Origin of the sequence: Dokdonella sp., from assembly GCF_044227025.1 — a bacterium.
Lineage (GTDB): Bacteria > Pseudomonadota > Gammaproteobacteria > Xanthomonadales > Rhodanobacteraceae > Dokdonella_A.
On record NZ_JBGAFX010000005.1, the window covers coordinates 250,599 to 275,145 of the forward strand.

At 66.4% G+C, this 24,547-nt stretch carries 16 protein-coding genes; 6 read left to right on the top strand and 10 right to left on the bottom strand.

Annotation, left to right across the window (positions count from 1 at the left end; genetic code table 11):
• The first annotated feature begins 17 nt into the window (after positions 1 to 17).
• From trpA to ACILRJ_RS13625, 3 genes are all read left to right on the top strand, one after another.
• Entirely contained in the window at positions 18 to 818 is an 801-nt protein-coding gene (trpA, locus tag ACILRJ_RS13615; RefSeq protein WP_395683739.1) for a tryptophan synthase subunit alpha, read from the top strand.
• Positions 815 to 1,681 (top strand): acetyl-CoA carboxylase, carboxyltransferase subunit beta, encoded by an 867-nt coding sequence (gene accD / locus ACILRJ_RS13620; protein WP_395683740.1) that lies wholly within the window; start codon positions 815 to 817, stop codon positions 1,679 to 1,681. Before trpA ends, accD begins: the two co-directional genes overlap by 4 nt.
• Positions 1,682 to 2,108: 427 nt before the next feature.
• Positions 2,109 to 4,751 (top strand): hypothetical protein, encoded by a 2,643-nt coding sequence (locus ACILRJ_RS13625; protein ID WP_395683741.1) that lies wholly within the window; start codon positions 2,109 to 2,111, stop codon positions 4,749 to 4,751.
• A 235-nt stretch (positions 4,752 to 4,986) separates the two neighbouring features.
• Here the strand turns inward: ACILRJ_RS13625 and rapA are convergent, their stop codons facing one another.
• Together rapA and ACILRJ_RS13635 are read right to left on the bottom strand one after the other, a co-directional pair.
• Complete coding sequence (gene rapA, locus ACILRJ_RS13630) at positions 4,987 to 7,833, bottom strand: RNA polymerase-associated protein RapA (RefSeq protein WP_395683742.1); 2,847 nt, start codon at positions 7,831 to 7,833, stop codon at positions 4,987 to 4,989.
• A gap of 186 nt (positions 7,834 to 8,019) precedes the next feature.
• Entirely contained in the window at positions 8,020 to 10,056 is a 2,037-nt protein-coding gene (locus tag ACILRJ_RS13635; protein ID WP_395683743.1) for a M13 family metallopeptidase, read from the bottom strand.
• Positions 10,057 to 10,272: 216 nt separating this feature from the next.
• Between ACILRJ_RS13635 and ACILRJ_RS13640 the strand changes: the two genes are divergently transcribed.
• Positions 10,273 to 10,794: a hypothetical protein gene (locus ACILRJ_RS13640; RefSeq protein WP_395683744.1), complete on the top strand. Its 522-nt coding sequence runs from the start codon at positions 10,273 to 10,275 to the stop codon at positions 10,792 to 10,794.
• On the opposite strand, the gene ACILRJ_RS13645 is transcribed toward ACILRJ_RS13640, so the two are convergent.
• Together ACILRJ_RS13645 and ACILRJ_RS13650 are read right to left on the bottom strand one after the other, a co-directional pair.
• Positions 10,769 to 13,900 carry an efflux RND transporter permease subunit gene (locus ACILRJ_RS13645; protein ID WP_395683745.1) on the bottom strand — a complete coding sequence of 1,044 codons (3,132 nt, stop codon included), beginning with the start codon at positions 13,898 to 13,900 and terminating at the stop codon, positions 10,769 to 10,771. The two genes, ACILRJ_RS13640 and ACILRJ_RS13645, sit on opposite strands and share 26 nt — an antisense overlap.
• The gene (locus ACILRJ_RS13650; protein ID WP_395683746.1) at positions 13,897 to 15,030 is read right to left on the bottom strand and encodes an efflux RND transporter periplasmic adaptor subunit; all 1,134 of its coding nucleotides are present in this window, start codon (positions 15,028 to 15,030) and stop codon (positions 13,897 to 13,899) included. Before ACILRJ_RS13650 ends, ACILRJ_RS13645 begins: the two co-directional genes overlap by 4 nt.
• Positions 15,031 to 15,133: 103 nt before the next feature.
• Here ACILRJ_RS13650 and ACILRJ_RS13655 point away from each other — a divergent pair, with 103 nt between their 5' ends.
• Entirely contained in the window at positions 15,134 to 15,748 is a 615-nt protein-coding gene (locus tag ACILRJ_RS13655) for a TetR/AcrR family transcriptional regulator (protein ID WP_395683747.1), read from the top strand.
• Between the two features lie 314 nt (positions 15,749 to 16,062).
• On the opposite strand, the gene ACILRJ_RS13660 is transcribed toward ACILRJ_RS13655, so the two are convergent.
• Positions 16,063 to 16,722 (bottom strand): DUF502 domain-containing protein, encoded by a 660-nt coding sequence (locus tag ACILRJ_RS13660; RefSeq protein WP_395683748.1) that lies wholly within the window; start codon positions 16,720 to 16,722, stop codon positions 16,063 to 16,065.
• A gap of 36 nt (positions 16,723 to 16,758) precedes the next feature.
• Positions 16,759 to 18,966: a protein kinase domain-containing protein gene (locus tag ACILRJ_RS13665; RefSeq protein ID WP_395683749.1), complete on the bottom strand. Its 2,208-nt coding sequence runs from the start codon at positions 18,964 to 18,966 to the stop codon at positions 16,759 to 16,761.
• A gap of 107 nt (positions 18,967 to 19,073) precedes the next feature.
• Between ACILRJ_RS13665 and ACILRJ_RS13670 the strand changes: the two genes are divergently transcribed.
• Positions 19,074 to 19,649: an AAA family ATPase gene (locus ACILRJ_RS13670; RefSeq protein WP_395683750.1), complete on the top strand. Its 576-nt coding sequence runs from the start codon at positions 19,074 to 19,076 to the stop codon at positions 19,647 to 19,649.
• Positions 19,650 to 19,691: 42 nt separating this feature from the next.
• Here the strand turns inward: ACILRJ_RS13670 and ACILRJ_RS13675 are convergent, their stop codons facing one another.
• The 4 genes from ACILRJ_RS13675 to ACILRJ_RS13690 form a co-directional block, all read right to left on the bottom strand.
• Entirely contained in the window at positions 19,692 to 20,861 is a 1,170-nt protein-coding gene (locus ACILRJ_RS13675) for a TIGR03032 family protein (protein ID WP_395683751.1), read from the bottom strand.
• A 73-nt stretch (positions 20,862 to 20,934) separates the two neighbouring features.
• Positions 20,935 to 21,480, bottom strand: a complete 546-nt coding sequence (locus ACILRJ_RS13680) for a hypothetical protein (RefSeq protein ID WP_395683752.1) — start codon at positions 21,478 to 21,480, stop codon at positions 20,935 to 20,937.
• A gap of 77 nt (positions 21,481 to 21,557) precedes the next feature.
• The gene (locus ACILRJ_RS13685) at positions 21,558 to 22,979 is read right to left on the bottom strand and encodes a choice-of-anchor Q domain-containing protein (protein ID WP_395683753.1); all 1,422 of its coding nucleotides are present in this window, start codon (positions 22,977 to 22,979) and stop codon (positions 21,558 to 21,560) included.
• A gap of 647 nt (positions 22,980 to 23,626) precedes the next feature.
• Complete coding sequence (locus tag ACILRJ_RS13690; RefSeq protein ID WP_395683754.1) at positions 23,627 to 24,496, bottom strand: tetratricopeptide repeat protein; 870 nt, start codon at positions 24,494 to 24,496, stop codon at positions 23,627 to 23,629.
• Positions 24,497 to 24,547: the final 51 nt, after the last annotated feature.

Sequence of the window (24,547 nt, forward strand, 5' to 3'; positions counted from 1 at the left end):
AATCGGAAGGGGGGCTCATGAGCCGTATTGACACGCGTTTTGCACAATTGAAATCGCAGGGTCGCACCGGGTTGATCCCGTTCTTTACCGCGGGTGATCCTTCACCCGACAGCGTCGTGCCGATCATGCATGCGCTGGTCGAGGCCGGCGCCGATCTGATCGAGCTCGGCGTGCCGTTCTCCGACCCGATGGCCGATGGCCCGGTGATCCAGCACGCGAGCGAACGCGCGCTCGCAAAAGGCGTGGGTCTGCGCCAGATCTTCGCCTGGGTGAGCGAATTCCGCGTGCGTGACGCGCATACGCCGGTCGTGCTGATGGGCTACATGAACCCGGTCGAGATCCACGGTGCGGCGCTCTTCGCCGCCGAAGCGGTCGCAGCCGGCGTCGACGGCGTGCTGCTGGTCGATTGTCCGATCGAGGAGAGCGCCGCGGCCGCACCCCTGCGCGATGCGGGCCTGCAGCAGATATTCCTCGCGGCCCCGACCACCACGGATTCGCGCCTGGCGCAAGTCTGCGCCGCGGCGCGCGGTTTCCTATACTACGTATCTTTCGCCGGCATCACCGGCGCAGACCGGCTCAGCATGGACACGGTGCGTGAACGCGTCGCGACAATACGCAAGCAGGCCACGACGCCCGTCGCGGTCGGCTTTGGCGTGCGCGATGCGGCATCCGCGGCGGCGATCGGCGGGTTCGCCGATGCGGTCGTCATCGGCAGCGCGCTGGTCGAGCGCCTTGCCGGAGCGGCCGCCGCCACGGAAGCCGCCATGCGTGCGCGACAATTCCTGGCCCCGATCCGTACAGCGTTGGACACCCTATGAACTGGTTGCAGAAATTGGTCGGTCCACGTGCACGCTCGGCGACTGTCGGCAAGGGCAAGGTGCCAGAGGGCCTGTGGGAGAAGTGCGACGGGTGCGGCGCGGTGCTGTACAAGCCCGAGCTGGAGGCCGCGCTGATGGTCTGCCCGAAATGCGGGCACCATCATGCGATCCGCGCGCGTGCGCGCCTGGCTGCCTTCTTCGACGAGGGCACCACGCAGGAGCTGTTCGCATCGCTCGAGCCGACCGATCCACTCAAGTTCCGCGACTCGAAGAAGTACAAGGACCGCATCGTCGCCGCGCAGAAGCAGACCGGCGAGAAGGACGCGCTGGTGGCGATGCGCGGCAAGCTCAAGGGCAACCCCGCGGTCGCATGCGCATTCGACTTCAGCTACATGGGCGGCTCGATGGGCTCGGTCGTGGGCGAGAAGTTCACGCGCTCGGCAGAGCTCGCGCTGGCCGAGCGGATGCCGCTCGCTTGTTTCGCCGCAACCGGCGGCGCACGCATGCAGGAAGGCCTGTTCTCGCTGATGCAGATGGCCAAGACCTCGGCGGCGCTCGCGCGCATGCGCGACGCCGGCGTGCCGTTCATTTCAGTATTGACCCACCCGACCACTGGTGGAGTCTCCGCCAGCCTCGGCATGCTCGGCGACATCAATGTCGGCGAACCGAAAGCGCTGATCGGCTTTGCCGGCCCGCGCGTGATCGAGCAGACCGTGCGTGAAACCCTGCCCGAAGGCTTCCAGCGATCCGAGTTCCTGCTCGAACACGGCGCGATCGACCTGATCGTCGACCGGCGCGAGATGCGCGACAAGCTCGCCGCGATGCTTGCGTTGTTGATGCGGCAGCCGAAGGCGGCTGCATAGTTTCCGGTTCACGGGACGCACTGCCTTCTCGCAGGTGAGGCTGCGGGCGTCGAGTAGGCGCGCACGGATGTTCTGCTGGCGTCGTCTGCACGGTCCATCGCTTCGTTGAAGCGTCCGGATTGCCGGTACCGAAGCTCCGCCCACCTGTCCTGGACGTCGATCGCCTCCGCGAAAAGAGGCCCAGTGATCGTGAACGGATCGTTCGACGTTGAAACCCCAGCCTGCCAACGCCAGCGGCGCGGCCCGCTAGCGTCGCCGCAGCCGGCGCGCGCCAACCCGATGGCGCCCGACTCGAGCCTCACTGGAGCGCTGCGGGTGGTAGCATCTGGCCCGTTCAACGCAGGAAGTCATGGACGTAGCGGACTGCGAAGGTCTGAGTCGACAGTCGCGAGTCGGGCGTTACGCGTTCCAACTCCGGGAGAGCGTCATGTTGGTATCGAATCGGATGGTGTATGTCGCGCTCGCAACGAGCGCGTTATTCGCAGTGTCTGCCTGGGCAAATTCCGGTGAGATACCGGACCCGCGCGGCCCGATGGTCGCACGAAGCGATTTGCCCACGCCACACCTGCCTTACGCTCACGACACCGCATCGGTGCTGCCGGAATTCGCTGCAGTATCCAGCGGGTACCGCAGCGTCCATTTCAACAGCTACTTCACCGCCTCGTTCGTGTTTCCGTTCCATGTCACGGCCGATGGAGATGACCTGTTCATCTCGGACGCCTCCGGCAATTTCGTCAAGATGTTCCAGATTGTCAGCGGATCGGCGACCTACATCCGGACTTTCGGAGCACCAGGATCCGGCGCTGGCCAGTTCAGTGGCCCCGAGCAGGTGGCGGTCGTGGGCAATGATCTCTTTGTCGCGGACTTCAGCAACAATCGCGTCCAGCGATTCAACAAGACGACGGGCGCGTACGTCAGTCAGTTTGGATCGCCCGGTTCCGGCGCCGGTCAGTTCAACGCGCCGAGTGGACTGGTGTACAACCCGGTCAACGGATTGCTGTACGTATCCGAAGTAGGCAACGACCGCGTGCAGGTGTTTTCCACTGCGGGGATCTATCAGGGACAATTCGGCGCGCTCGGTTCCGGTGACGGCCAGCTCAACAATCCCTACGCCTTGGCCGTGGATGGTAACGGCAACATCTATGCGGCGGACACCGCCAACAACCGCGTGAGCAAGTTCGATTCGACGGGGTTATGGATACGCAACCTGGCGGTCGGTCTTTCCACCCCGCTGGGTATCGCCGTGGACAAGGCCAATGTGGTGTGGGTCGCCGGCAATACCGGCGACATCTATGCCTACGAGGCGAACGGCAGTTACCTCGCCTACTACTACGGTTCCTACACGGGCACTTCGTTCTTCGAGGGTTACATTCGCGACATTCGCGGACTCGCCGTCACAGCGCCCCTCACGGTACCACCCTACAACGGCGCGCCGGCGATCGCGGTTGTCGACAGCGCTTCGCAAGCGGTCGAGCTGATGTCGATCTCGGCGCAACCGACGGCCCATGCGCCGATTACCGCTATTCCGGCGGTCGGCGGTTACAACGCGCAGATTGCATTCGACAGTTCGGACAATGTCTTTTTTGCCAGCTACGACAGCAATACGGTCTACAAATTCGACAAGTTCGGCGCGCCTATCACGCAGTGGGGTTCTGCCGGAACAGGCAATGGCCAGTTCGACGGCGCGATGGGCGTTGCCGTCGATGGCAGCAACAACGTCTATGTTGCTGACCGCAACAACAACCGCATCCAGAAGTTCGACAACAGCGGCAACTACATCACGCAGTGGGGCAGCTTGGGCACCGGCGACGGACAGTTCAACCATCCCAGTCACATCGCGACGGATGGATCCTGGCTCTACGTGACGGAAGAAAACAACAATCGCGTGCAGAAGTTCAGTTTCTCCGGTGCCTGGGTAAGAAAGTGGGGGACGGCTGGCACGGGTGATGGCCAGTTCAGTACCCCTATCGGGATCGCGGTTGATAGCAATCGGAATCAGGTATACGTAGGCGAATACGGCGGCAGTCGCGTCCAGCAGTTCTCCGTCTTCGGCGATTTCATCAAGGTTTTCACGGGGACGACCCTCAATGGCGTGCTCGGCCTCGCCACCGATCAGCACGGCAACCTCTACGTGTCCGACTTGAACAACAATCGGGTCGTGCAGTTCAACGACGGCGGAACCTTCCTGTCCTCGTTCCCGCAGACCGGCGCAAACGGACTCGGTGTCAATCCGCGCAACGGCCAGTTGTACAGCGGCGCCCTCAGCGGCGGCGTCGTCACCCGTTTTGCTGCAACGATGGGCAAGACCGATACCGTGGGGATCTATCGACCTGCAACCCATACCTTTCTGTTGCGCAAGAGCCTGACGTCCGGTACGCCCGACATCAGTGCCGTCGTGGCGCTCGCCGACATCGCAGACATTGCCATGACCGGCGACTGGAACGGCGACGGTGTAGATACCCCTGGTCTCTATCGCCCGAGCACCTCGACGTTCTACCTGTGGGACCGATGGTCCGGCCTGAGCATCGCCAATCCGGATTACTCGTTCGTATTCGGAAATGTCGGTGATCGCCCGATCGTCGGCGACTGGAACGGTGACGGCAAGGACGGCGTCGGCGTCTTCCGGACGTCCACGGGCACGCACTACCTGAAGAATGATCTCGAGGCGGGGCCCCCGGACTACGCCGTGGTTTTCGGCAGCAGCACGGATGCCGCGGTGGCGGGCGACTGGAATGGGGACGGCGCGAGCAGTGCGGGCGTGTATCGGCGCGCCGATGGCCGCTTCCATGTCACTGACCGCAATTTCTCGGGCACGGTTGCCGAGAGCGGGTCCTATCCGCTGGGGAGCGCCGGCGATGTTGCGATCACTGGCGACTGGACGCACAGCGGCTATGCGGGCATCGGCGTATTCCGACCCGGCAGCGGCACGTTCATCCTGAAGTACAACCTCGACAACGCGCCCGCCGACACGACCTTCACGTTCGATTCCGATGCGCTGTTTCACGACGGGTTCGAACAGACCGCGGCGGACACCCCGCTGGCGGGCAATTGGGGAAGCGTGCCCGAATGACTTGCCATCGACCACTTGTCGGTCCGCGAATCTGCCAATCGATGACGGCGTTGCGGTGAAAAGTTGACCAGGGCGGCGCGTCGTCTTGCACGTCGCGCCGTCCCTGGTGGCGTCCACCCGAGCATGCGGCGCCCGAAAAGTGCGCAGCGCGCATGGCCTCGGGAGTGCGGTCGTCCTTCAGCGATCCTGCGCGGCCTCGCTGCCTGACCGCGCCCCTTGCGAAAGACCAGCGCTTTCAGCGCGCCGCGATGTCCGCGCTGCAGACGAAACGTATCGCATCCAGCCTGGGCGCCGCGTTCGACAGTGCCTCGCGCAGTGCATCGAGTTCGGCCGCAATCGCATCGATTTCCTCCGCGCGCACTGACGGGTTGACCTTGGCCAGTGCTGTCAAACGTGCATGTTCGGCATCGAGTTCGCGTTGGGCCGCGGTGAGCGCAGCGCCGACTTCGGTTGCGGCGAGGCGGCGTGCCTGGGTCTCGCACGCGCCGAGCATCGGCGGGACGAGCTTCGCCAGCAACGGGCGATAGCGCGCGGCTTCGATCGGTTGTTCTTTCGCGCGGAACAGACTGCTGGGGTTCGGCATGTACTCATCGCGAGTCGTGAGGCGCGTGTCGACGACGACACGCAGTGGCAACGGCGGTAGAAAGCGCCCGACGTCGAGCTTGCGCTCGGCGACGCATTCGAGCACGTAGACGCATTCGAGCAATGCGGTGCGCGTTGGCAGCGCCGCATCGACGAGGATCGAGGCATTGCCCTGTTCGCTTTCGAGCAGCAGGTCGAGCGCGCCAAGCACGAGCGGATGGTCAAGGCGCAGCAGCGGCAGGTCCTCCCGCGCAAGCGCGATTGCCCGCTCGAACGTGACCTGCTGTGGCCCATCCTTGAGTCCCGGGAAACCGTCGGTGCTGAGGTATTCCGGATCGAGCACGACCGTGCGTGCGCCGATTTCCTCGTTGTCGATGCCGAACTGCTCGAACAGGGAAAGCATGAACTCGTCGGCGCCGTGATCGGCATCCTGCGCGCGCAGCGCGTCGGCGAGCGGCATTTCGCGTGCCTGGCGCTCGGTCGCGAGTTCGAGCAGGCGGTCGCGGCCCGCCTGCACGAGCGCGGAAAGTTCGCGGTGGGTGGCAGCGGTGTCGGCAATCAGGCTGTCGAGTTCCGCATCTGCATCCTCGCCGCCGGCGGCGTGCCGTTCTGCTTCCGCGAGCAGGCGGCTGCGGTATTGGCGCAGGATCTCGCGGCCATCGGAGGGGCTGGTGCGCAGGGCATCGAGTCCCTCGTGATACCAGCGCAACAGCGCGTGCTGGGCGGTACCGTTGTGCGCGGTCGCGTGCAGGCAGATGTCTTCGTGCTGGCCGATGCGATCGAGCCGGCCGATGCGCTGTTCGAGCAGGTCGGGGTCGAGCGGAAGGTCCCACAGCACGAGGTGGTGGGCGAACTGGAAGTTGCGGCCTTCCGAACCGATCTCCGAACACAGAAGCACGCGCGCGCCTTCGGTCTCGGCGAAGAACGCCGCATTGCGATCGCGCTGCAGGATGCTCATGCCTTCGTGGAAACGTGCGATTTTCGCGCCGCTGCGTGTGCGCAGCGCGTCCTCGAGTGCGATCACCTTCGCCTGGGTGCGGCAGATCAGCAGCAGCTTCGCCGGCGCGAGCCGGTCGATCAACGCGACCAGCCACGGCAGGCGCGGGTCGCTCGCGTAGTTGAGCTCACCCGCCGGCGGATGCGCCTGCGCGTCGGCGTGGAACTCGGCAAGCAGGCGCTGGCGTTGCGTGTCGTCGAGACTGCGGCCGTCGAGCACGTCGATCTTCGCTACGCGTTTCGGAAAACCGCCGATCTGCGCGCGCCGGTTGCGGAACATCACCCGTCCAGTGCCATGCCGATCGATGAGCGCATCGAGCAGGGCGGGTGCATGGGCCGCGCGGTCTTCGTCGTATCGCACGAGCAAGGCGCCGAGCGCCGCATCGGTGTCGAAGCGCTGTGCCAGCAGTTCGCGCGATGGCGCATCCAGCGGAGCGGCGTCGACCAGTTGCGTCGCGACCGACGACAGGGCCGCGTAGCCATCGGCCTCGGCGGTGAACGCGTCGAGGTCGGTGTAACGGGCGGGGTCGAGCAGGCGCAGACGAGCGAAGTGTCCGCTGCGGCCGAGTTGCTGAGGCGTCGCGGTCAGGAGGATCAGGCCGGGTGAACCGCCGGCGAGCTGTTCGACCAGACGATATGCCGGGCTTGCGGCCTCGGGCGTCCATTCGAGGTGATGCGCTTCGTCGACGACGACGAGGTCCCAGTTTGCGACAGCGACCTGCCGCGCACGCGTTGGCGTGTCGGCGAGCCAGTCGATGTCGGCGATCACGCACTGCTCGTCCTCGAACGGGTTGCGCGTGTCGTCAGCGACTTCGATTGCCTCGCAGCGTTCCTCGTCGAACAGTGCGAACGGAAGGTTGAAGCGGCGCAGCAGTTCGACGAACCACTGTGCGGTCAGGCTCGGTGGTGCGAGCACGATCACGCGCGCGATGCGTCCGCTGGCGAGCAACCGCGCGAGCACCATGCCGGCCTCGATCGTCTTGCCGAGGCCGACCTCGTCGGCCAGCAGGGCGCGCGGTGGACGCCGCTGCGCGACGATGCCGGCGACGCGCAACTGATGCGGGATCAGGTCGATGCGCGCACTGGCGAGGCCCCACGCCGGCGACCGTTTCGCGGCCGCGCGCCGCGTCAGTGCCTGCAGGCGGAAATCGAAACGGTCGGGCGCGTCGATGCGCGTCGACAACAGGCGTTCGTCCGCGCGCGAGATCGGTTGTGCGTCGTCGAGTTCGGACTCGGCCAGCGCCTTGCTGCCATTGTGGTAGGTCAGCAGGCCCTGGGCCTCGCTGACGTGTTCGATCACGAAGTGCTGTTTCTGTCCGGCGACCTTCTGGCCGACGCGAAACTCCGCGCGCGCGAGCGGCGCGGCCTGCTTGGCGTAGTGGCGCAACACGCCGGCGGTCGCGAAAAGCACCTGCACGGTGCGGCCATCGAGGCGCACGACGGTGCCGAGGCCGAGTTCTGGTTCGGCATTGGAAATCCAGCGTTGACCGGGAACGAAGGGCATGGGCTCGGCGCGCGGAAGGGGTTGCGATTATCCCGCTTTCCGCGCCCCCGGCGCCAATACTTGCGCCCAGTGGGGCCAGACGCCGCCCTTGCATGATGCATCCGACGATGCCGTGCTTGCCAACCCGTGAAAAGAAGACGGCGCCGCATGGGCGCCGTCTTCATCCAGCCGACGGGAAATGCCGTCCTACCAGATCTTCACCTGCTTGCCATCATCGCGCACCATCGCGTCGCCGGCCTTGCACGAGAACGCATGCGCGAACGCGGGGACGTTCGACGGCGCGCCAATCGCGCGGTACTGCGCCGGTGCGTGCGGGTCCGCGTTCAGCAGCACTTCCTGTCGCTTGGGCAGCGTGCTGCCGCGCCAGATGCGCGCGAAGTTGAGGAAGAAGCGCTGCTGAGGCGTGTAGCCGTCGATCTCCTTCGACGCCTCGCCGTGCTTGCCGAGCGCCATCTGCAGCGCATCGTAGGCGACGTTGATGCCGCCGAGGTCGGCGATGTTCTCGCCGAGGGTCAGCTGGCCGTTGACGTGCTTGCCCGGCAGCGGTTGGTACTCGTTGAACTGCGCGACCAGCTTGGCGGTGCGTGCATCGAACTTCTCGCGGTCTTCCTTCGTCCACCAGTTCGCGTTGTTGCCCTGCGCATCGAACTGGCTGCCCTCGTCGTCGAAGCCGTGCGTGGCCTCATGGCCGATCACCGCGCCGATGCCGCCGTAGTTGAGCGCGTCGTCGGCCTTGGCGTCGAAGAACGGCGGTTGCAGGATCGCTGCCGGGAAGTTGATCGTGTTGTCGGTCGGGTTGTAGTACGCGTTGACCGTCTGCGGCGTCATACCCCACTCGAGGCGATCGGTCGGCTTGCCGACCTTGGCCAACTCGTAGTCGTAGTTGTATTTGCTCGCCGCCAGCACGTTCGCGTAGTAGTCGTCCGACTTCACCGCGAGGCCGGACCAGTCGCGCCACTTGTCCGGGTAGCCGATCTTCGGCAGGAAGGTCGACCACTTTTCGATCGCCTTCTGCTTGGTCGTGTCGCTCATCCAGTCGAGCTTCTCGATGCGCGCCTTCAATGCCGCGCTGACATTGGTGACCAGCTCCATCGCGCGCTGCTTGGACTCCGGCGGGAAGGTCTTGGCGACGTACAGTTCGCCGAGGCCCATGCCCATTCCTTCGTTGACCGTCGCGAGCACGCGCTTCCAGCGCGGCTCCTGCTCCTTCTGGCCGTTGAGGGTCTTGTTGTAGAACGCGAAGTTCTCCTGCGAGAACGGCTTGGACAGGTACGGCGAGGCGGAGTCGATGGCGTGGAAGCGCAGGTAGGCGCGCCACTGGTCCGCCGGGACGTCGCCGATCATCTTGTCGACTTCGGCGAAGAACATCGGCTGCGAGAGCGAGAAACCGCCCTTGATGTCGGCGTGCTGTGCAGCGAAGAACTTCGTCCACGAGAAGTTCGTGCTCGCCTTGTCGGCATCGGCGAGCGAGACGAAGTGGTACTGGTTTTCCGGTTTGCGCAGCTCGACCGGAACGAGCGAGGCCGCGGCGAGGCGCGTCTCGAAGGCGAGTACCTGCTCGGCCGCCTTGTTCGCGTCGACGGCCTTCTCGCCGGCGAGTTCGAGCACCTTGGCGACGTGGGCCTGGTAAGCCTTGCGCAGTTCGGCGTAGTCGGGCTTGGAGTAGTACTCCGAGGTCGGCAGGCCGATGCCGCCCTGCGCGACATAGGCGATCTGCACCTTCGAATTCTTGAAGTCCGGTGCGGCGTAGATGCCGAACAGGCCGCTCTGGCCGCGCGAGAAGCTTTCGGTTACGTAGGCGGCGATGTCTGCGGGGCTCTTCAGCGCGTCGATCTTCGCGAGCTCCGGTTTGACCGGCGCGAGTCCAGCCTTCTCGATCGCGCCCTCGGCCATGCCGGAACGGTAGAACCAGCCGATCTTCTGCCCGACCGAACCGGCCGCGGCCTTGTTCGCGTCGCGCGCGGCCGCTTCGGCGATCTCGCGTTGGGTCTGCAGGCTGTGCTCGCGCAGCTGGTCGAATGCGCCCCAGCGAGTGCGGTCGGACGGGATCGGATTCGCCTCGACCCATTTCGCGTTGACGAAGCCGTTGAAATCACCGCAGGGATTGATTTTCGCGTCGAGATCGTTGACGTCGAAGGACGGGGCCGTGGTCGCGGCGATCGCGGTGGTGGACAGCGCGGCGAAGATCGCCGACGCGAGGGTCTTGTTCAGCAGCTTGCGCATTTCTTTCTCCGGGATTCGCGGTCTTGGGCTTGCAGGTGTCTGGGATGCCAGCGGATGGGGGCCGCGGCAGGTCAAGGCAACGCATGAAAATAGCGGGCGGCGACCGTAAGGCACAGTGTCGAAGGTCATTGCCGCCCCGCATGAAATCGTTACACTTGCGCGCTTTCCGCTTCAGGGAACGGGAAAATGGGTGTTGCCACGACAGGACGGTCGCGCATGCTCATCGCGGTGCTGCTGGCGTCGAGCGCATCTGCCGCGATGGCGGGGGATGGGTCTGCGTTCGAGCGCGTGTTCCCGAACGAATACCGCGACATCCTGCGCCGCGCGGCGCTGGCCTACGACGCGAAGCGGTATGACGAGGCATTCGGCCTGTTCCGGCGTGGCGCCTGCGCCGGCGACAAGCAGAGCCAGTCCGCGCTCGGCCGCATGTACCTGCTCGGACAGGGCGTCGCCCGTGACGACCTGACCGGCTATGCGTGGCTGAAGGTCGCGGCCGAGAAGATCTTCCCGGGCTACCAGACGATCGTGCGCGAGCTCGAGCGGGCGATGAAGCCCGAGCAGCGCAAGCTCGCCGATGCCGAGGCGGCGGCGAAGATCCGCGACTATGGCCTGGCGGCGAGCGGCATGAGCTGCCAGACCCATGCCTCGCGCGGCGGCCACATCGTCGACGAGATCGTCTGCACGCCGCGCCAGGAAGCCGACGCGCTCCTGCTCAAGCGCTGCGCGCCGGAGAACTGATCGCTGCGGGCACGCGGAACCAGATCGCGTACAGCGCCGGCAGGTAGAGCAGGGTCAACACGGTCGCAACCGTGATGCCGCCCATCAGCGCCGTCGCCATCGGACCGAAGAAGTTGCTGCGCAGGAGCGGGATCAAGGCCAGCACCGCCGCGGCCGCGGTCAGCGTGATCGGGCGGAAACGCCGCACGACCGCGCGCTGGATTGCCTCGTAGGCGGAATGGCCTTCGCCGATGTCCTGCTCGATCTGGTCGATCAGGATCACGGAATTGCGCATGATGATGCCGAACATCGCGATCGTGCCGAGCATCGCGACGAAGCCGAACGGCTGGCCGAACAGCAGCAGCGCGCCGACCACGCCGATCAGGCCGAGCGGTGCAGTCAGCACAACCATCAGCGTGCGCGAGAAGCTGCGCAACTGGATCATCAGCAGGGTCAGCACGGCAAGCAGCATGACCGGCATCTGCGCATTGATCGACGCCTGCGCCTTGGCGCTGTTCTCGACCGCGCCGCCAACCTCGATGCGGTAGCCGATCGGAAGTTTCGCGCGCAGCTCGCCGAGCTTTGCATCGACACTGTGGGTGACGTCGATGCCTAGGCGGCCCGCGGCGGTATCCGAGCGCACGGTGATCGTCGGCTGGCGGTCGCGCTCCCACACCACGCCGTAGTCCATCGCCTGGTCGATGCGCGCGATCTGCGTCAGCGGCACCGTCTTGCCCGCTGGCGTGGCGATCGCGAGATCGCCAAGGCGTTCGGCATCGACGCGCTGCGCCTGCGGCCAGCGCAGGTCGACGACGATCAGCTTGTCGCGCTCGCGATACTGTGTGACCGGCGCACCGCTCAACGCGAGGTTGACCGCGGCGGCGACGTCCTGCGAGGTGAGGCCGAGCACACGTGCCTTGTCCTGGTCGATGTCGAGGCGGATCGAGCGCGTTGACGGTTCGTCCCAATCGAACTGCACGTTCGCGGTGCCGGCATCGGCGCGCATCACGTGCTCGACCTCCTCGGCGATCGCGCGCACCTTGCCGATGTCGTCGCCGGAGACGCGGAACTGCACCGGGAAGCCGACCGGTGGCCCGTTCTCGAGCGCGCTGACGCGACCACTGACGTCCGGGAAGCGTTCGTCGAGGACCTGCTGCACGCGCTTCTCCAGGCGCTTGCGCGCTTCGACGTCGCGTGCGGTTGCGACAACCTGCGCGAAGTTCGCGCGTGGCAACTGCTGGTCGAGCGGCAGGTAGAAGCGCGGCGCGCCGGCACCAACGTAGGCGACGAAGTGGTCGACATCCTTGTCGGCGGCGAGTTCGTGTTCCATGCGCGCGGCGACCGCACGCGTCGCGGCGATCGATGCGCCTTCGCCGAGGCGCAGGTCGATCAGCAGCTCGCTGCGGTCCGAACTCGGGAAGAACTGCTGCGGCACCAGCGCGAATGCGCCGATCGAAACCAGCCACAGCGCGAGGGTCGCGGCGAGCACGCGCCAGCGATGGTCGACGCACCAGGCGATCAGCGCGCCGAAGCGGTGGTAGAACGCGCGGTCGTACGGATCGACGCCGTGCGTCGCCGCGGCCGCGCCCCGGCGCAGCACGCGTTCGCGCAGCCATGTAGCGAAGCGGCTCGGCGGATGGTGCGCCTCTGGCAGCATCGCGTGGCCGAGCACCGGGATCACCACCACTGCGGCGATCCACGAAGCGACCAGCGCGATCGCCGAAACCTGGAAGATCGAGCGCGTGTATTCACCGGTGCCGGATTTCGCCAGAGCGATCGGCAGGAATCCGGCGACCGTGACCAGCGTGCCGGTCAGCATCGGGAACGCGGTACTGGTGTAGGCGAAGCTCGCCGCACGCATGCGGTCCCAGCCTTCCTCGAGCTTCACCGCCATCATCTCGATCGCAATGATTGCGTCGTCGACGAGCAGGCCGAGCGCGAGGATAAGCGTGCCGAGCGAGACCTTGTGCAGGCCGATGCCGAACCACCACATGCCGAGTGCGGTCGCGGCGAGCACGAACGGAATCGTGATCGCGACGACCATGCCGGTGCGGAAGCCGAGGCTGGCGAGGCTGACCAGCAGCACGATCAGCACCGCCTCGGCCACCGCTTCGAGGAAGTCGTCGAGCGAATGTTCGACCGCAGCGGGCATGCTGCTGTATTCATTCAAGGCGAGGCCGGCCGGGAGGCCCGTGCGAAGGCGCGCGATGGTCGCGTCGAGCGCGTGGCCGAGCTCGACCACGTCACCACCGGGTTGCATGGTCACGCCGATCGCCAGTGCGGGTCGCCCGCCGTAGCGCACTTCCTCGACCGGCGGATCGACGTAACCGCGGCGCACTTCGGCGACGTCGCCGAGGCGGAACAGCTTGTCGCCGATGCGCAGGCTCGTCTCGCGCAAGGCGGCCACGTCGCCGAACTGTCCGCTCGGGCGCACGAAGATGCGGTCCTCGGCGGCCTCCAGCGTGCCGGCCGGCGCGACCGCGTTCTGCGCCGCGATCGCGGTTCCGAGCTGCAACGGCGTGATGCCGAGGGTGGCGAGGCGCGCGTTGTCGATCTCGATCGTGATGCGTTGTTCCTGGTCGCCGAAGTAGTCGACCTTGGCGACACCGGCCACGCGCAGCAGTTCGGTGCGGATCGTGTCTGCGTAGTCGCGCAATTCGGCCGGTGACGAGCCGTCGCCCTCGAGCGCCCAGATGTTCGTGTAGACGTCCCCGAATTCGTCGTTGAAGAACGGTCCCTGCACGCCCTGTGGCAGTTGCGCGGCGATGTCGCCGATCTTCTTGCGCACCTGGTACCAGGTGGCGGGCACATTGGCCGACGGCGCTGAATCCCGGATCGCGAACATCACCACGGATTCTGCCGGTCGCGAATAGCTGGTCACGAAGTCGACGTCCGGTGTCTCCTGCAGCTTGCGTGCAATGCGGTCGCTGATCTGTTCCTGCACCTGGCGCGCGGTCGCGCCCGGCCACGCGGTCTGGATCACCATGACCTTGAACGTGAACGGCGGGTCCTCGGACCGGCCGAGATGCAGGTAGCCGTACAGTCCGAGCAGCGCGACCGCCGCCATCAGGTAGACGACGAGTGCGCGCTGGCGCAGCGCCCAGGCAGAAAGGTTGAAGCCGCTCATCGTTCGGCTACCGCCGACTGGAACGGCAGCTCGACGATGCGCACCGCGTCGCCGGCATGCAGCGTGTGCACGCCGCGCACGACGACGCGGTCGCCGGGTGCGACCCCGTGCGAGATTGCGACGCCGGCGTCGACATAGCGCGCAACCGTGACCGTGCGAAGTTCGAGGCGGTCATTTGCATCGATGATCCAGACGGCCGGCTGCGCGTCGTCGTGGAACAGCGCGGTTGCCGGCAACTCGATGGCGTCGTCGTTGCCCGTCGAGGTCACGGCGACGTCCGCGCTCATCTGCAACTGCACCTCGGCACCGGCATCGATGATCGTGACCTTGGCAAGGAAGGTGCGACTCTGCGGGTCGGCGGCGGCCGACAGCTCGCGCAGGCGTCCCGTGTAGTGCTTGTCCGGCTGTGCAGACAGCGTCACCTCGAGTGGGCCGGTGTCGCGCAGCGCGGCGACGCGGATTTCCGGTACTGCGATGTGCACTTCGCGTTCATCCGACCAGGCGAGGCCGAACACGCGCTGGCCGGCGGCGACGACCTGGCCGGATTCGGCGTCCTGAGTCGTGACGATGCCGTCGTGTTCGGCGACCAAGGTCGCATAGCGCACCTGGTTTTCGCGCACGCCAAGCTGCTGCCGCGCCTGTTGCAGGGCCGCATCGGCCGCTTTCAGGGCATTGTCGGCCTGATCGAGCTGCGCCTCGCTGACGAGGGCGCGCCCGCGCAACGCGGCAATCCGGTCGCGCTGCAGTCGGGCGACATCCCGCTGGCTGGTCGCCGCGGCGACTGCAGCCTTCGCGCCGGCTGCGTTCATCGACGCGTCGCTGGGGTCGAGTGTCGCGAGCACCTGGCCGGCGCTGACGCGGTCGCCTATGCCGACGTTGCGATGGCTGATCTTGCCGTCGATGCGGAACGCGAGCGGCGCCTCGTAGCGCGCATGCACCTCACCGCTGTAGCGCTCGGTATTCGAGTGCCCGCCGGCGACGACGGTCTGCGCGATCACCGGACGCACGGGCGCAGCGGCAGGCGCCTCGGCGCCGGAGCGGCCGCACGCGGCGAGCAGGAGCGAAAGCGCAACCGCCACGGTGGCGGCTGCCACGCGGACGACGGTGGGACGACGAAGGCGAAGGTCCATGGCGGGCATTCTCGTACCGGAGAGTACAGATACGGTACCACATTCAGATACGTATGTGTATCCCAATTCGACGGCGTATGTTGGCGCGTGCTATGCTGCCGAAATGGCACGCAAGCGATTGAATCGAGAGGAAAGCAGGGCGCAGACGCGGCAGGCATTGCTGGCCGCGGCGGCGAAGGTCATCGCCAAGCGCGGCTTCGGCGGCACCAGTGTCGAGGACGTCGCGAAGGAGGCCGGCTACACGCGCGGCGCGTTCTACTCGAACTTCAAGGGCAAGGACGACCTGTTCATCGAACTGCTGCGCGATGACCACGGCCAGATGCTTGGCGTGTTCCACGAGGTGTTCCGCACGACCTCCGACGCGAAGGATCTCGCCAACCGCCTGCGCCTGTTCTACGGCCAGCTGTACCGCAACAACGACCACTGCCTGTTGTGGATGGAGGCGCGCCTGCACGCCGCAAGGCATGCGGCGTTCCGCACGCGCATGAATGCGCTGATCGACGAGAACTATGCCGAGATCACCGGCTTCGTCGAGCGCTACTGCGAGCTGACCGGCGAGACGACGCCGATTCCGCCGAGCGAGATAGCGATCGGCCTGTGCGCGCTGGCCGAGTCGGTCAAGTTCGCGCATATCGTCAGTCCCGCGCGCGTCGACGACGGTGTAGCCAATCGCGTGCTTGAACTGTTTTTCGGCTCGGTCATGCGCCTCGACGTTTGATCGTCGCCGGCGGCACCTGCTTCGCGCGCATCTCCATTGGCGTCGCCGCACGATTCCTGCGCGCTCAACGCGGGGTGGGTCGAGCGCGCAGTGCGAGTCCCGCCGTCATTCGGCTTTTCGCCGCGCGAATGCGCCAGGCGCCTCGGCCCCGAGGCGGACGACCGGGTACACGCCGACGCGCTGGGTCGCGTACCACGGCGAGCGCTCGTGGAAGAACCCGTGGTGTGACTCGGCTGATTTCGCGAAGCCGGGTCGGTGTGGAGCCGAGCCTGCTCGGCTCCGCGAAGCGCGACGACAGCGAATCGCGCGGCGCGTTACGAGAGGGGCGGCGGGGTCGGGCGTGTGCCGCGCAGGTCGAACGGCAGCGCGTCGGGTCCGGCTGCTCCGCACGACAGGATGAACGCCATCGCCTGATCGACGCTCCAGTCGGTCGCGATCAGGCGCTCGAGGGGCACGATCTCGAGGTAGCCGCCAGTCGGGTTCGGCGTGGTCGGCACGTACACCGCGGCGACCTCCATGCCGCCTGCATCGCGGAACACGCGCGTGACGAAACCGATCGATTTCAGTTCCGGCGACGGGAAGTCGATCAGCACCACGCGTTGCGTACCGGTGGGCTTGCTCTGCAACATCGTCATCAGCTTCTTCGCGCCGCCGTAGATGCTGTGCGCGATCGGGATCCGCTCGATCACGCGCTCGAGTGCGCCGAGCAGGCGCTGGCCGAACACGCGGTTCGCGGCGAAGCCGGCGGCATACAGTGCGACGAGCGTCACCACGAATGCGAGCAGAGACACCAGGCCGCTCTCGTTCAATCTCCCGAGCGTGCCCGGGAAAGCCTCGAACAACGCGGAGATCCACGGCAGGTTCAACTGCGAGAGGAGGGAGAAGATCGACTTGAACACGATCCACGTCAGCCAGATCGGCAGGAACGTGAGCAATCCGGTGAGCAGGTAACGCTGGATGTAGAGAGGTCGCATGGATTCAGCACGATGCGAGTATCGGATTCAACGCGGTCATTGTGCAGGTTTCCCGCCGAGTTCGCGCACCACGCGGAAGCCCACGTTGGCATAACCGAGATCGGCCCCGGCGGTGTCCATCCGGTCCAGGTTCGACTCGTCTTCGTCGTCGCGCCACGACAGCCCGCGGAAGCGATGCACCGGGCAACTGCTGCCGACGCGACCGGGCTTGGCGCAGACATCGACCCACTCGCTGACATTGCCGGAGATGTCGCGCAGTCCGTTCGGGCTGGCCGAGAAATGGCCGACCGGAGCGGTGTATTCGTAGCCGTCGCTGCAGCCGTTCGCGTGTGAATCGATGTTCGCCGCACGACAGCCGGTGCCCTTGCCGGCAGGTCGCGCCGCGAGCAGCCACTCGTTCGAGTTCGGCAACCGGTAGCGTTCTCCGGTCTTCTGGCCGAGCCAGCGCGCGTATGCCATGGCGTCGTTCCAGCTGACGCACACGACCGGATGATCGTCGCCCTGCGCGAAGCCCGGATTGCGCCAGGTGATGTCGCGATTGCGCACGAGCGCGAGCACGTTCTGCGAGGCACGACAGCGCGATGCCGCGCGACCGGTGTCGCGGGCGAACTTCGCGTAATCGCCGCGCGTGACTTCGTGCATTGCGATGGCGAGCGTGGCGGCGGCGCCGTCCGCTGCCGGCAACACGATCAGCTCCGGGCCGCCATCGTCGCGCAGCGCGCCGCCCGCGGCCGGCTGCGCCTGCGCCTTGGCCAGCTCGGCGCCGATCTCCCTTGCCTGCGCCGCATCCACGCGCGCGAGCGTGGGCAGCAAGGGCTTCAGTGCCTGCAGCGGCGCGAGGTCGAGCGGGCCGCGTCCGCGCGCGCGGCGTTGCTCGACGGCGGCATGCACCGACTGCGCGAAGGCGCCACGTGCCGCGGCCGCATCATCGCCGGCGCGGGCGCCGATCGACAGTGCGCTCTCGATCGCCTCGCTGGCGGAGCGTGTGCTGTCGGCCGAGATCGCGATGGCTGCATCGGTGCCGAGCCGTTCGAGGATGCGCGCGATTCCCTTTTGCGCTTCCGCCTGATGCGGCTCGCTGGCGAGTACGGCCAGATATTCATCCGCGGCGCTTTCGCCGGGTGGCGTTGCCACGTGATTGATCGACATCAGGTCTTCCGCCTGCTGCAGATGCTGCACGCGCGTTTCGGTGAGCGCGTCGGCCGGATGGGCGTCCGGCGGCGCTGCATCTCCGGCATCGGAGCCGCCTGCGGCGGCATCGGTATGTGGAGGCGTTCGCTCGGGCGCATGCGGCGACAATGCCATCAACGCCAGCAACGCGAGCACGAGCAGTCCGGCGATGCCGAATGCACGCCGGCGGCGCGGGATCGCGACGATGCGTTCGACCACGGTCTGCCAGCGTCGCGCGATGCCGTGGCGCGACGGGCCACGCATGCGGCGCGCGATGACCTCGAGCGCCGCGGTCATCTCTTCGGCGCTCTGGAAACGCTCGTCCGGATGCTTCGCCAGCGCCTTGTCGATCAGCGGTTGCCAGATCCGGCGCGTGACGGGCAGGCGCGGCACCGGCTTCTCGATATGGGCGAGCGCGACCGCGAGCGCGTCGGAACCTTCGAACGGCAATTCGCCGGTCAGCAATTCGTAGCAGACCACGCCGAGACTGTAGAGGTCGGAGCGACCATCGATCGACTGGCCGCGTGCCTGCTCGGGGCTCATGTATCCGGACGAACCGATCGTCGCTCCCTCGCGCGTCACGCGCGGCTGGTGCGAACCGGTCAGCGCGATGCCGAAGTCCGCCAGCATGGGCCGGTCGAGCTTGTCGAACAGCACATTCTCCGGCTTGACGTCGCGATGCACGATGCCGTGGTCGTGCGCGCAGCCGAGCGCCTCGGTCAGCGCATGCATGACACCAAGCACGCCTTCGGGATCTTCGCGCAGGTTGCGCGCGGACAAGTCGCCGTTCGGCAGATAGGGCATCGTGTAGTAGATCTGCCCGGTCGAGGTGCGCCCGACGTCGAAGATCTGCACGATGTGCGGGTGGTCAAGACGGGCGATCGTGCGCGCCTCGTTCTCGAAGCGCTGCACGAGTTCTTCGCCGGGCGCGTGATCGGTCGCCAGCACCTTGATGGCGACCAGGCGCGACAGCGACTCCTGGTTGGCCAGATGCACGGTTGCCATGCCACCAACGCCGAGCCGGCGAATCAGACGGTAGCCGGGAATCGTGAACGGTTGCTTCAGGTTGGTCATGGCAATTGCGATGCGGCAGGGCGACAATTCTATCGAAGCGCTCGCACGCGCGCTGCGCCGCATCGCGCGAGAAACCCGCGGGCGGACACACTCCGACACAATTTTCGATGAGCACGATGGCTGCGGACGCGCAAAAACGACAGAACCGGCCTCTGGTAGTGGCGCTGATGGGGTTGCCGGGAGCCGGCAAGACCACCATCGCCAGCGCGCTGGTCGACCAGCTCGGCTTGCGCCGGGTCTGCCGGGATGCAATCCGCCATGCGATGTTCCCGCAGTGCGACTACAGCTTCATCGAGAAGCGCGCGGCATTCCGCGGCGTGCTGCTTGCAGTCGAGATCAACGGGCTGCTTGGCAAGACGAGCGTGATCGACGGCATGACGTTCTCGCGGCGCGAGGACCGTGACCGCCTCGTCGAGATTGCGGATCGGCACGGGTTCGACCTGCTCTGGCTGCTGGCGGCATGCGACCCCGCGCGGGCGCGGGCCCGCATCGCGAACGATCGCCTGCAAGCAGCGCATCCCGCACTCGATCGCACGCCGGCGCTCGTCGATGCACTGGCTGGTTGCTTCGAGGAACTGCCGCCCGGCGTCGTGCGCATCGATGCGCACGAATCGCCGGTGCGCATGTGCGAGGCCGCGCTCAAGGCGGTTGCTGCACGCCTGCAGGAGCACCTGCCTGGCTGAATGCCTGGCGCTCGTCGTATGCTTGTCGCGGCTGCGCCGATGCTACGACGGCGCCGCGTAGCCGCTGGTCGGCGGCGGGGCCTGCGTGAAGCCGACTTCGCGCAGCGCTTCGTCCGGCAACGCGTAGGTGCTGGCGAGGAGCTCGCCCTCGTGGACGATCTCGGGGAACAGCACGCCGGACAGTGCCTGCACTGCGAAGATTTCCTGCACGCCGCCGGTGAACTTGAGCAGGGCGACGGTCTTGCCGGTGCCGATATGCACCGCCCATACGCCGCTCTGGCGATCCTTGTTGTCGTCGGTGATCTCGATGTCGGTGAACGCGTTGGACTCGCGCAGCTGCGACAGCCCGATGAAAGCGATCGGACCGAGGAAATCGAGGCCGCGTGCGAAACCGGGCACTGACGCGAAATCGGTCTTCTGGCCGGTCTTCGGGTCGATCGTGACGAGCTTGCCGCGGCCCGATTCGAGCACCCACAGGCGGTTGTCGTACCAGCGCGGCGAATGCGGCATCGACAGGCCGCGTGTGATGACCTTGTCACCAGCCATGTCGAACAGCACCCCGCCATCGCGCTTGTTCACGCGCCAGCCCTGCGGTTCGTTGGATTCACCGAGCGCGGTCAGGTAGCGCGGGCGACCATCGCGCATGGCGAGGCCGTTGAGGTGGCAGCGATCCTCCGGCGCGTAATGGCTGACGCAGCGCGGTCGCCAGCGCGGCACGAAGCTCGATTTCGAGTCGAGCGTGCACAGGCAGGAGAACAGCGTGTTCACGAACCACAGGTCGCCGTGCTTGTCCCACGCCATCTCGTGGATGTCGATGGCGCCGCTGATGTGCACGCGGCGCGCCATGTACACCGCATCGTGGCGCGGCGGATCCTGCAGGCGCTTGGCGACCGCCGGCATGTTGCGGAACTCGGCAATCTCGATCGCGGTGCCGAGCGCAAGGCGCTGGTTGTCTGCCGCCATGCCCATCGGTCGCATGAAATTGCGGAAATGCGTGTTGATGCTCGCGCCGTCCGGTCGCAGGATCACCAGCTTGCCGGCCTGGTAGGTGCTTACGAGCAGGCTGCCGCCGAGTTGGCGCAGCAGGTCAGGGAAGTTGGTCGTGTGTACGCTGCCGAGCACTTCGGCGACGGTTTTCGGATCGGCTTCGCCTTCGGTCGCGGACGCCGGCGCAGCGCCGGCGGAGTTGGCCGGGGTGTCGTAGGCGTTCATGGTGTCTCCGCAGGTTCGAATGCGCAATCGTGCACGGCAGGCATCGCCGCTGGCAACCGCCCATCGCTCGAGGTCAGGTCTTCGCCGGCGGCGCCTTCAGGCGCGCGCCCTTGAAATACAGCGCGCGCAGGTCGAGGCCGCGTTCGCTGCGGCCGATGTAGACGAAGCGCGGATTGAACCAGGTGGCCATGCGCCCGCGCTCGCGGAAGCGGTCGTTCTCGAGTTCGAGCAGGACGCCGATGCACGGGTAGTCGTGCGTGCGGGCGAATTCCTCCAGCAGCACGCAAGAGCGCTTGAGCAGGGACATCACGAGCGCGCTCGCTCGCCAGCGCGCGCCGACGAAGGTGCGCCAGTAATACATCGGCTGGCCGAGGCGCGGCAGCGTCATCGGCATCGCGGTGCAGACGCCGGCGACCTCGCCGTCGTTCGAGCGCGCATGCATGACGACCTGCTTCACGCGCTGGTCCATCGCCGCTTCGTCGTTGAGCGCGCCCTCGCTGCGCCAGAACGCCTTGATCGCGGCGGCATCCTCGGCGGTGACGGAGGGCCAGCTGCTGATGAACTGGAAGCCGCCGTGTGCGGCAGCGAGGGAATCGGGTGCTTCGTCGAGCCTGGTCACGTGGATTGCTTCCTGCAGGGAATGGGCGCAAACGCGACCTTGCAGCCGCCCGCGGGCGGCTGCAGGGTCGTCGTGGCTCAGGGATCGAAGCCGTTGGCAAAGATGAGGTCGGCCAGGTCGAACTCGACCGCGCCGATGTCTGCCGCTGGCCCGAAGATGCGCGGATGTCCGGTTCCGCGCTGATCCACGGTCGCGCCGGATGCATTGTTGCCGGCGTCGATGACCACGCTGCCGTAGTTCGGCATGTGGGTCGCAGTGGGGCCGCCATTGCTCGCAAGCGCCCTGAGCATCGGATCCTGGAGCAGGATCGTGCCGCCCGGCGTCGTCATGGACGAGGGGAAGTACACGAGGTTGGCGGCGCCCGTGAGGGTTCCGCCGCCGCCGATGTCGTCCGCCAGCGGACCTGCGCCGAAGTCGACGAAATTGCTCGCGATGATCGTGTTCTGCAGGTCGATCGTGTTCGCGTTGGGCATGCGTACACCGGCGCCGTACTTGGTGGAGCCGCCGCTGTGGGTCGTGTTGAACGCGATCGTCGTGTCCTTGAAGGACGAGTTCCGGCTCCAGATCGATATGCCCGCGCCGCCCGTCGTGCAGGCGGCGGTGTTGCTCGACACGGTGCTGCTGTAGACGGAGGCAGGCTGCGTCACGGTGGCGCTGTTGACGAAGTACAAGCCGCCTGCGCGACAGCTCTGGTTGCCGGAGATCGTCGAATTGCCAACCGCCGCATCTCCGGTGAAGTAGGCGCCGCCGCCGAAACCCGATGTACTGTTGCCGGTGATGCTGCTGTACTTGACGCCGGCCGAATGGCCCGGCGTGCCCGCCACTCCCTCGGGACGCACGGAGCCGACCTGTACGCCGCCACCCGTCGCGAGGGACGCAGCAGTGACGGTATTGCCCGACACGGTGCTCCTCAGCATGAACAGCGTCCCCGGCGTGTAGAGACCGCCGCCGCGTGCCTGGAACGTCGACGAGTGCGCCGTGCTCGCGGTGACGAGGCTGCTGTTCATGAGGATTCCGGTCGCTGCGTAAACCGCTCCGCCGTGGACCGCGTTGTCGACGTCATTCGAACCGGTGTCGCAGTACTTCGCCCATGCATTGTTCATGGCGATCGTGCCGCTGGAGAAGAGGCAGGCACCGCCCGCATTGCCGATCTCGCCGTCGTTGAGATACTTCTTGCCGTGGCTGACGATCATGTCGTTGACCGTCAGGGTGCCGCTGCCGATGTGCCAGAACACGCGGGATGAATCGCCGCCGCTGACTTCCAGTCCGAGGATGCCTGGCCCCTGCAGGGTCAGGTTGTTCGCACCGATGCTGATCTGGCCGCTGGTCAACGTGATCGTGCTGCAGGCGAGGGTAGTCATGTCGATGATGTCGCCGTCGACCGCCGCGGTTGCCGCGTCGCGCAAACTGCCTGCGCCCGAATCGTTGCAGTTGGTGACCGGAATGCTCGTGGCCGGAACGGCCGGCGGCGTTCGCATCGCGGCGTTGACCGTGTTCATTATGAGGTCGCGTTCGACCCCCGACAGGGCCGTTGGAACAGACGCGACGGCGGAGTGTGCCCCTGCCGCCGGAAGGGGTGGGGGAACGTTGGCATGGGCGAGGGTGGGAACGAGCGCGCTCGTTCCCAACGCTAGCGCGGTCGCGAGGCAACTCGCGAGCGAGTTGAGGCGCGGCGCGTCGATGGCGCGTTGTCTGACACGTTTCATGGAGAAACCTCCCTGCTGGTGAACAACCTGGTACTGCCCTTGCACCGGGCTGACCCGGTGCCGTCCCCAGCCGGGTCTGCCGCGTGAAAAAGTGTAGCGCCTCTGCACGTAGCGTGGACGGTTTGCACGACTCGCCGATCGAACCCTGAACGGTCTGTTGCAGCGCGTCAGCTTTCGCCCGCCGGGCATGCGAGCGCTGGACGATGATCCTATGCCGACGCATGACGGCTTGCCGCCGACGGATCGGCAGCTGGCAGCGGGCGTCATCCACACTGCATGTGTGACGCGGTCTACGCTATGGGATCTGACTTCGCCGCGCGCCCATGCTGTCGCAGAACGCTTCAGTCGCGATGTTCCGGAGAGCCGGGGCTCGAGGAGCAGGCCGGCTGATGCCGCTCACTGCAGCAGGAGCCCGGAAGTCGCGATGGCATCCAAGGGGCTCAGAACAGCAGCGACGACATGCGTCGCCGATAGTTGCCGACGAGTTCGGAATCGTCGAGCACGGCGAACGCGGCGATCAGGCGCTTCTTTGCCTGACCTTCGTTCCAGTCGCGATCGGAGCGCAACACTTCGAGGAACTGGTCGAGTCCGCCGGGCGCATCGCCTTCCAGCAGCAGCCGTACGCCGAGCAGGTCACGCGCAGCGAAATCGCGGCCGTCGCGCGCGATGCGTGAGCGCAATTCGGAAGCCGATGGCGCGTCCTTCAACGAGCGCGCGAAATCGAGCTGGCCGCGCAGGCGACGCGCACGATCGTCGCTGGCGAGATTCGCCGGCAATGCGTCGAGTTCGGCCTCGGCTGCGTCCGCATTGCCGACCTGCATCTGCGCGACGGCGAGGTCGAGCTTGAGCTCGGCCTTGTCCGGCTGCAGCGCGAGTTCCTGCTGGATGCGTGCGATCGCCTGTTCCGGCGTTTCGGTGGGAGCGGGTGCTGTTTCCTCCGATTCGGGCGCCGCTTCCATCGGCTGGACGTGGCGCAGGAGGAATTCGCGGATCGCGCTTTCGGGCAGCGCGCCCGTGAACGCATCGACCAGTTGGCCCTCGCGGATCAGCACCACGGTCGGAATGCTGCGCACGCCGAACGATGCCGCCAGCGCCTGTTCCGCGTCGCAGTCGATCTTCGCCAGCGTCAGGGCGCCGTTGAATTCCCCGACGACCTTTTCGAGCAATGGGCCGAGGGTCTTGCATGGTCCACACCAGGTTGCCCACAGGTCGACGAGGATCGGCCGCTCGAACGAGGCGTCCAGCACGTCGACCTGGAAGTTCGCCTCGGTCGCATCGAATACATGTGGGGACGGTGTCGCTGCAGACATCATGACGCTCCTGGACCAGGTCGACCGCAGATTGTGCCAGCGCGAGGAGAT

Coding starts and splice junctions, on each gene's coding strand:
- ACILRJ_RS13670 (WP_395683750.1), top strand. CDS start 19,074: ATGAGCACGATGGCTGCGGACGCGCAAAAACGACAGAACCGGCCTCTG.
- rapA (WP_395683742.1), bottom strand. CDS start 7,833: ATGCCCTTCGTTCCCGGTCAACGCTGGATTTCCAATGCCGAACCAGAA.
- accD (WP_395683740.1), top strand. CDS start 815: ATGAACTGGTTGCAGAAATTGGTCGGTCCACGTGCACGCTCGGCGACT.
- ACILRJ_RS13635 (WP_395683743.1), bottom strand. CDS start 10,056: ATGCGCAAGCTGCTGAACAAGACCCTCGCGTCGGCGATCTTCGCCGCG.
- ACILRJ_RS13625 (WP_395683741.1), top strand. CDS start 2,109: ATGTTGGTATCGAATCGGATGGTGTATGTCGCGCTCGCAACGAGCGCG.
- ACILRJ_RS13665 (WP_395683749.1), bottom strand. CDS start 18,966: ATGACCAACCTGAAGCAACCGTTCACGATTCCCGGCTACCGTCTGATT.
- ACILRJ_RS13645 (WP_395683745.1), bottom strand. CDS start 13,900: ATGAGCGGCTTCAACCTTTCTGCCTGGGCGCTGCGCCAGCGCGCACTC.
- trpA (WP_395683739.1), top strand. CDS start 18: ATGAGCCGTATTGACACGCGTTTTGCACAATTGAAATCGCAGGGTCGC.
- ACILRJ_RS13690 (WP_395683754.1), bottom strand. CDS start 24,496: ATGTCTGCAGCGACACCGTCCCCACATGTATTCGATGCGACCGAGGCG.
- ACILRJ_RS13685 (WP_395683753.1), bottom strand. CDS start 22,979: ATGAACACGGTCAACGCCGCGATGCGAACGCCGCCGGCCGTTCCGGCC.
- ACILRJ_RS13640 (WP_395683744.1), top strand. CDS start 10,273: ATGCTCATCGCGGTGCTGCTGGCGTCGAGCGCATCTGCCGCGATGGCG.
- ACILRJ_RS13675 (WP_395683751.1), bottom strand. CDS start 20,861: ATGAACGCCTACGACACCCCGGCCAACTCCGCCGGCGCTGCGCCGGCG.
- ACILRJ_RS13660 (WP_395683748.1), bottom strand. CDS start 16,722: ATGCGACCTCTCTACATCCAGCGTTACCTGCTCACCGGATTGCTCACG.
- ACILRJ_RS13650 (WP_395683746.1), bottom strand. CDS start 15,030: ATGGACCTTCGCCTTCGTCGTCCCACCGTCGTCCGCGTGGCAGCCGCC.
- ACILRJ_RS13655 (WP_395683747.1), top strand. CDS start 15,134: ATGGCACGCAAGCGATTGAATCGAGAGGAAAGCAGGGCGCAGACGCGG.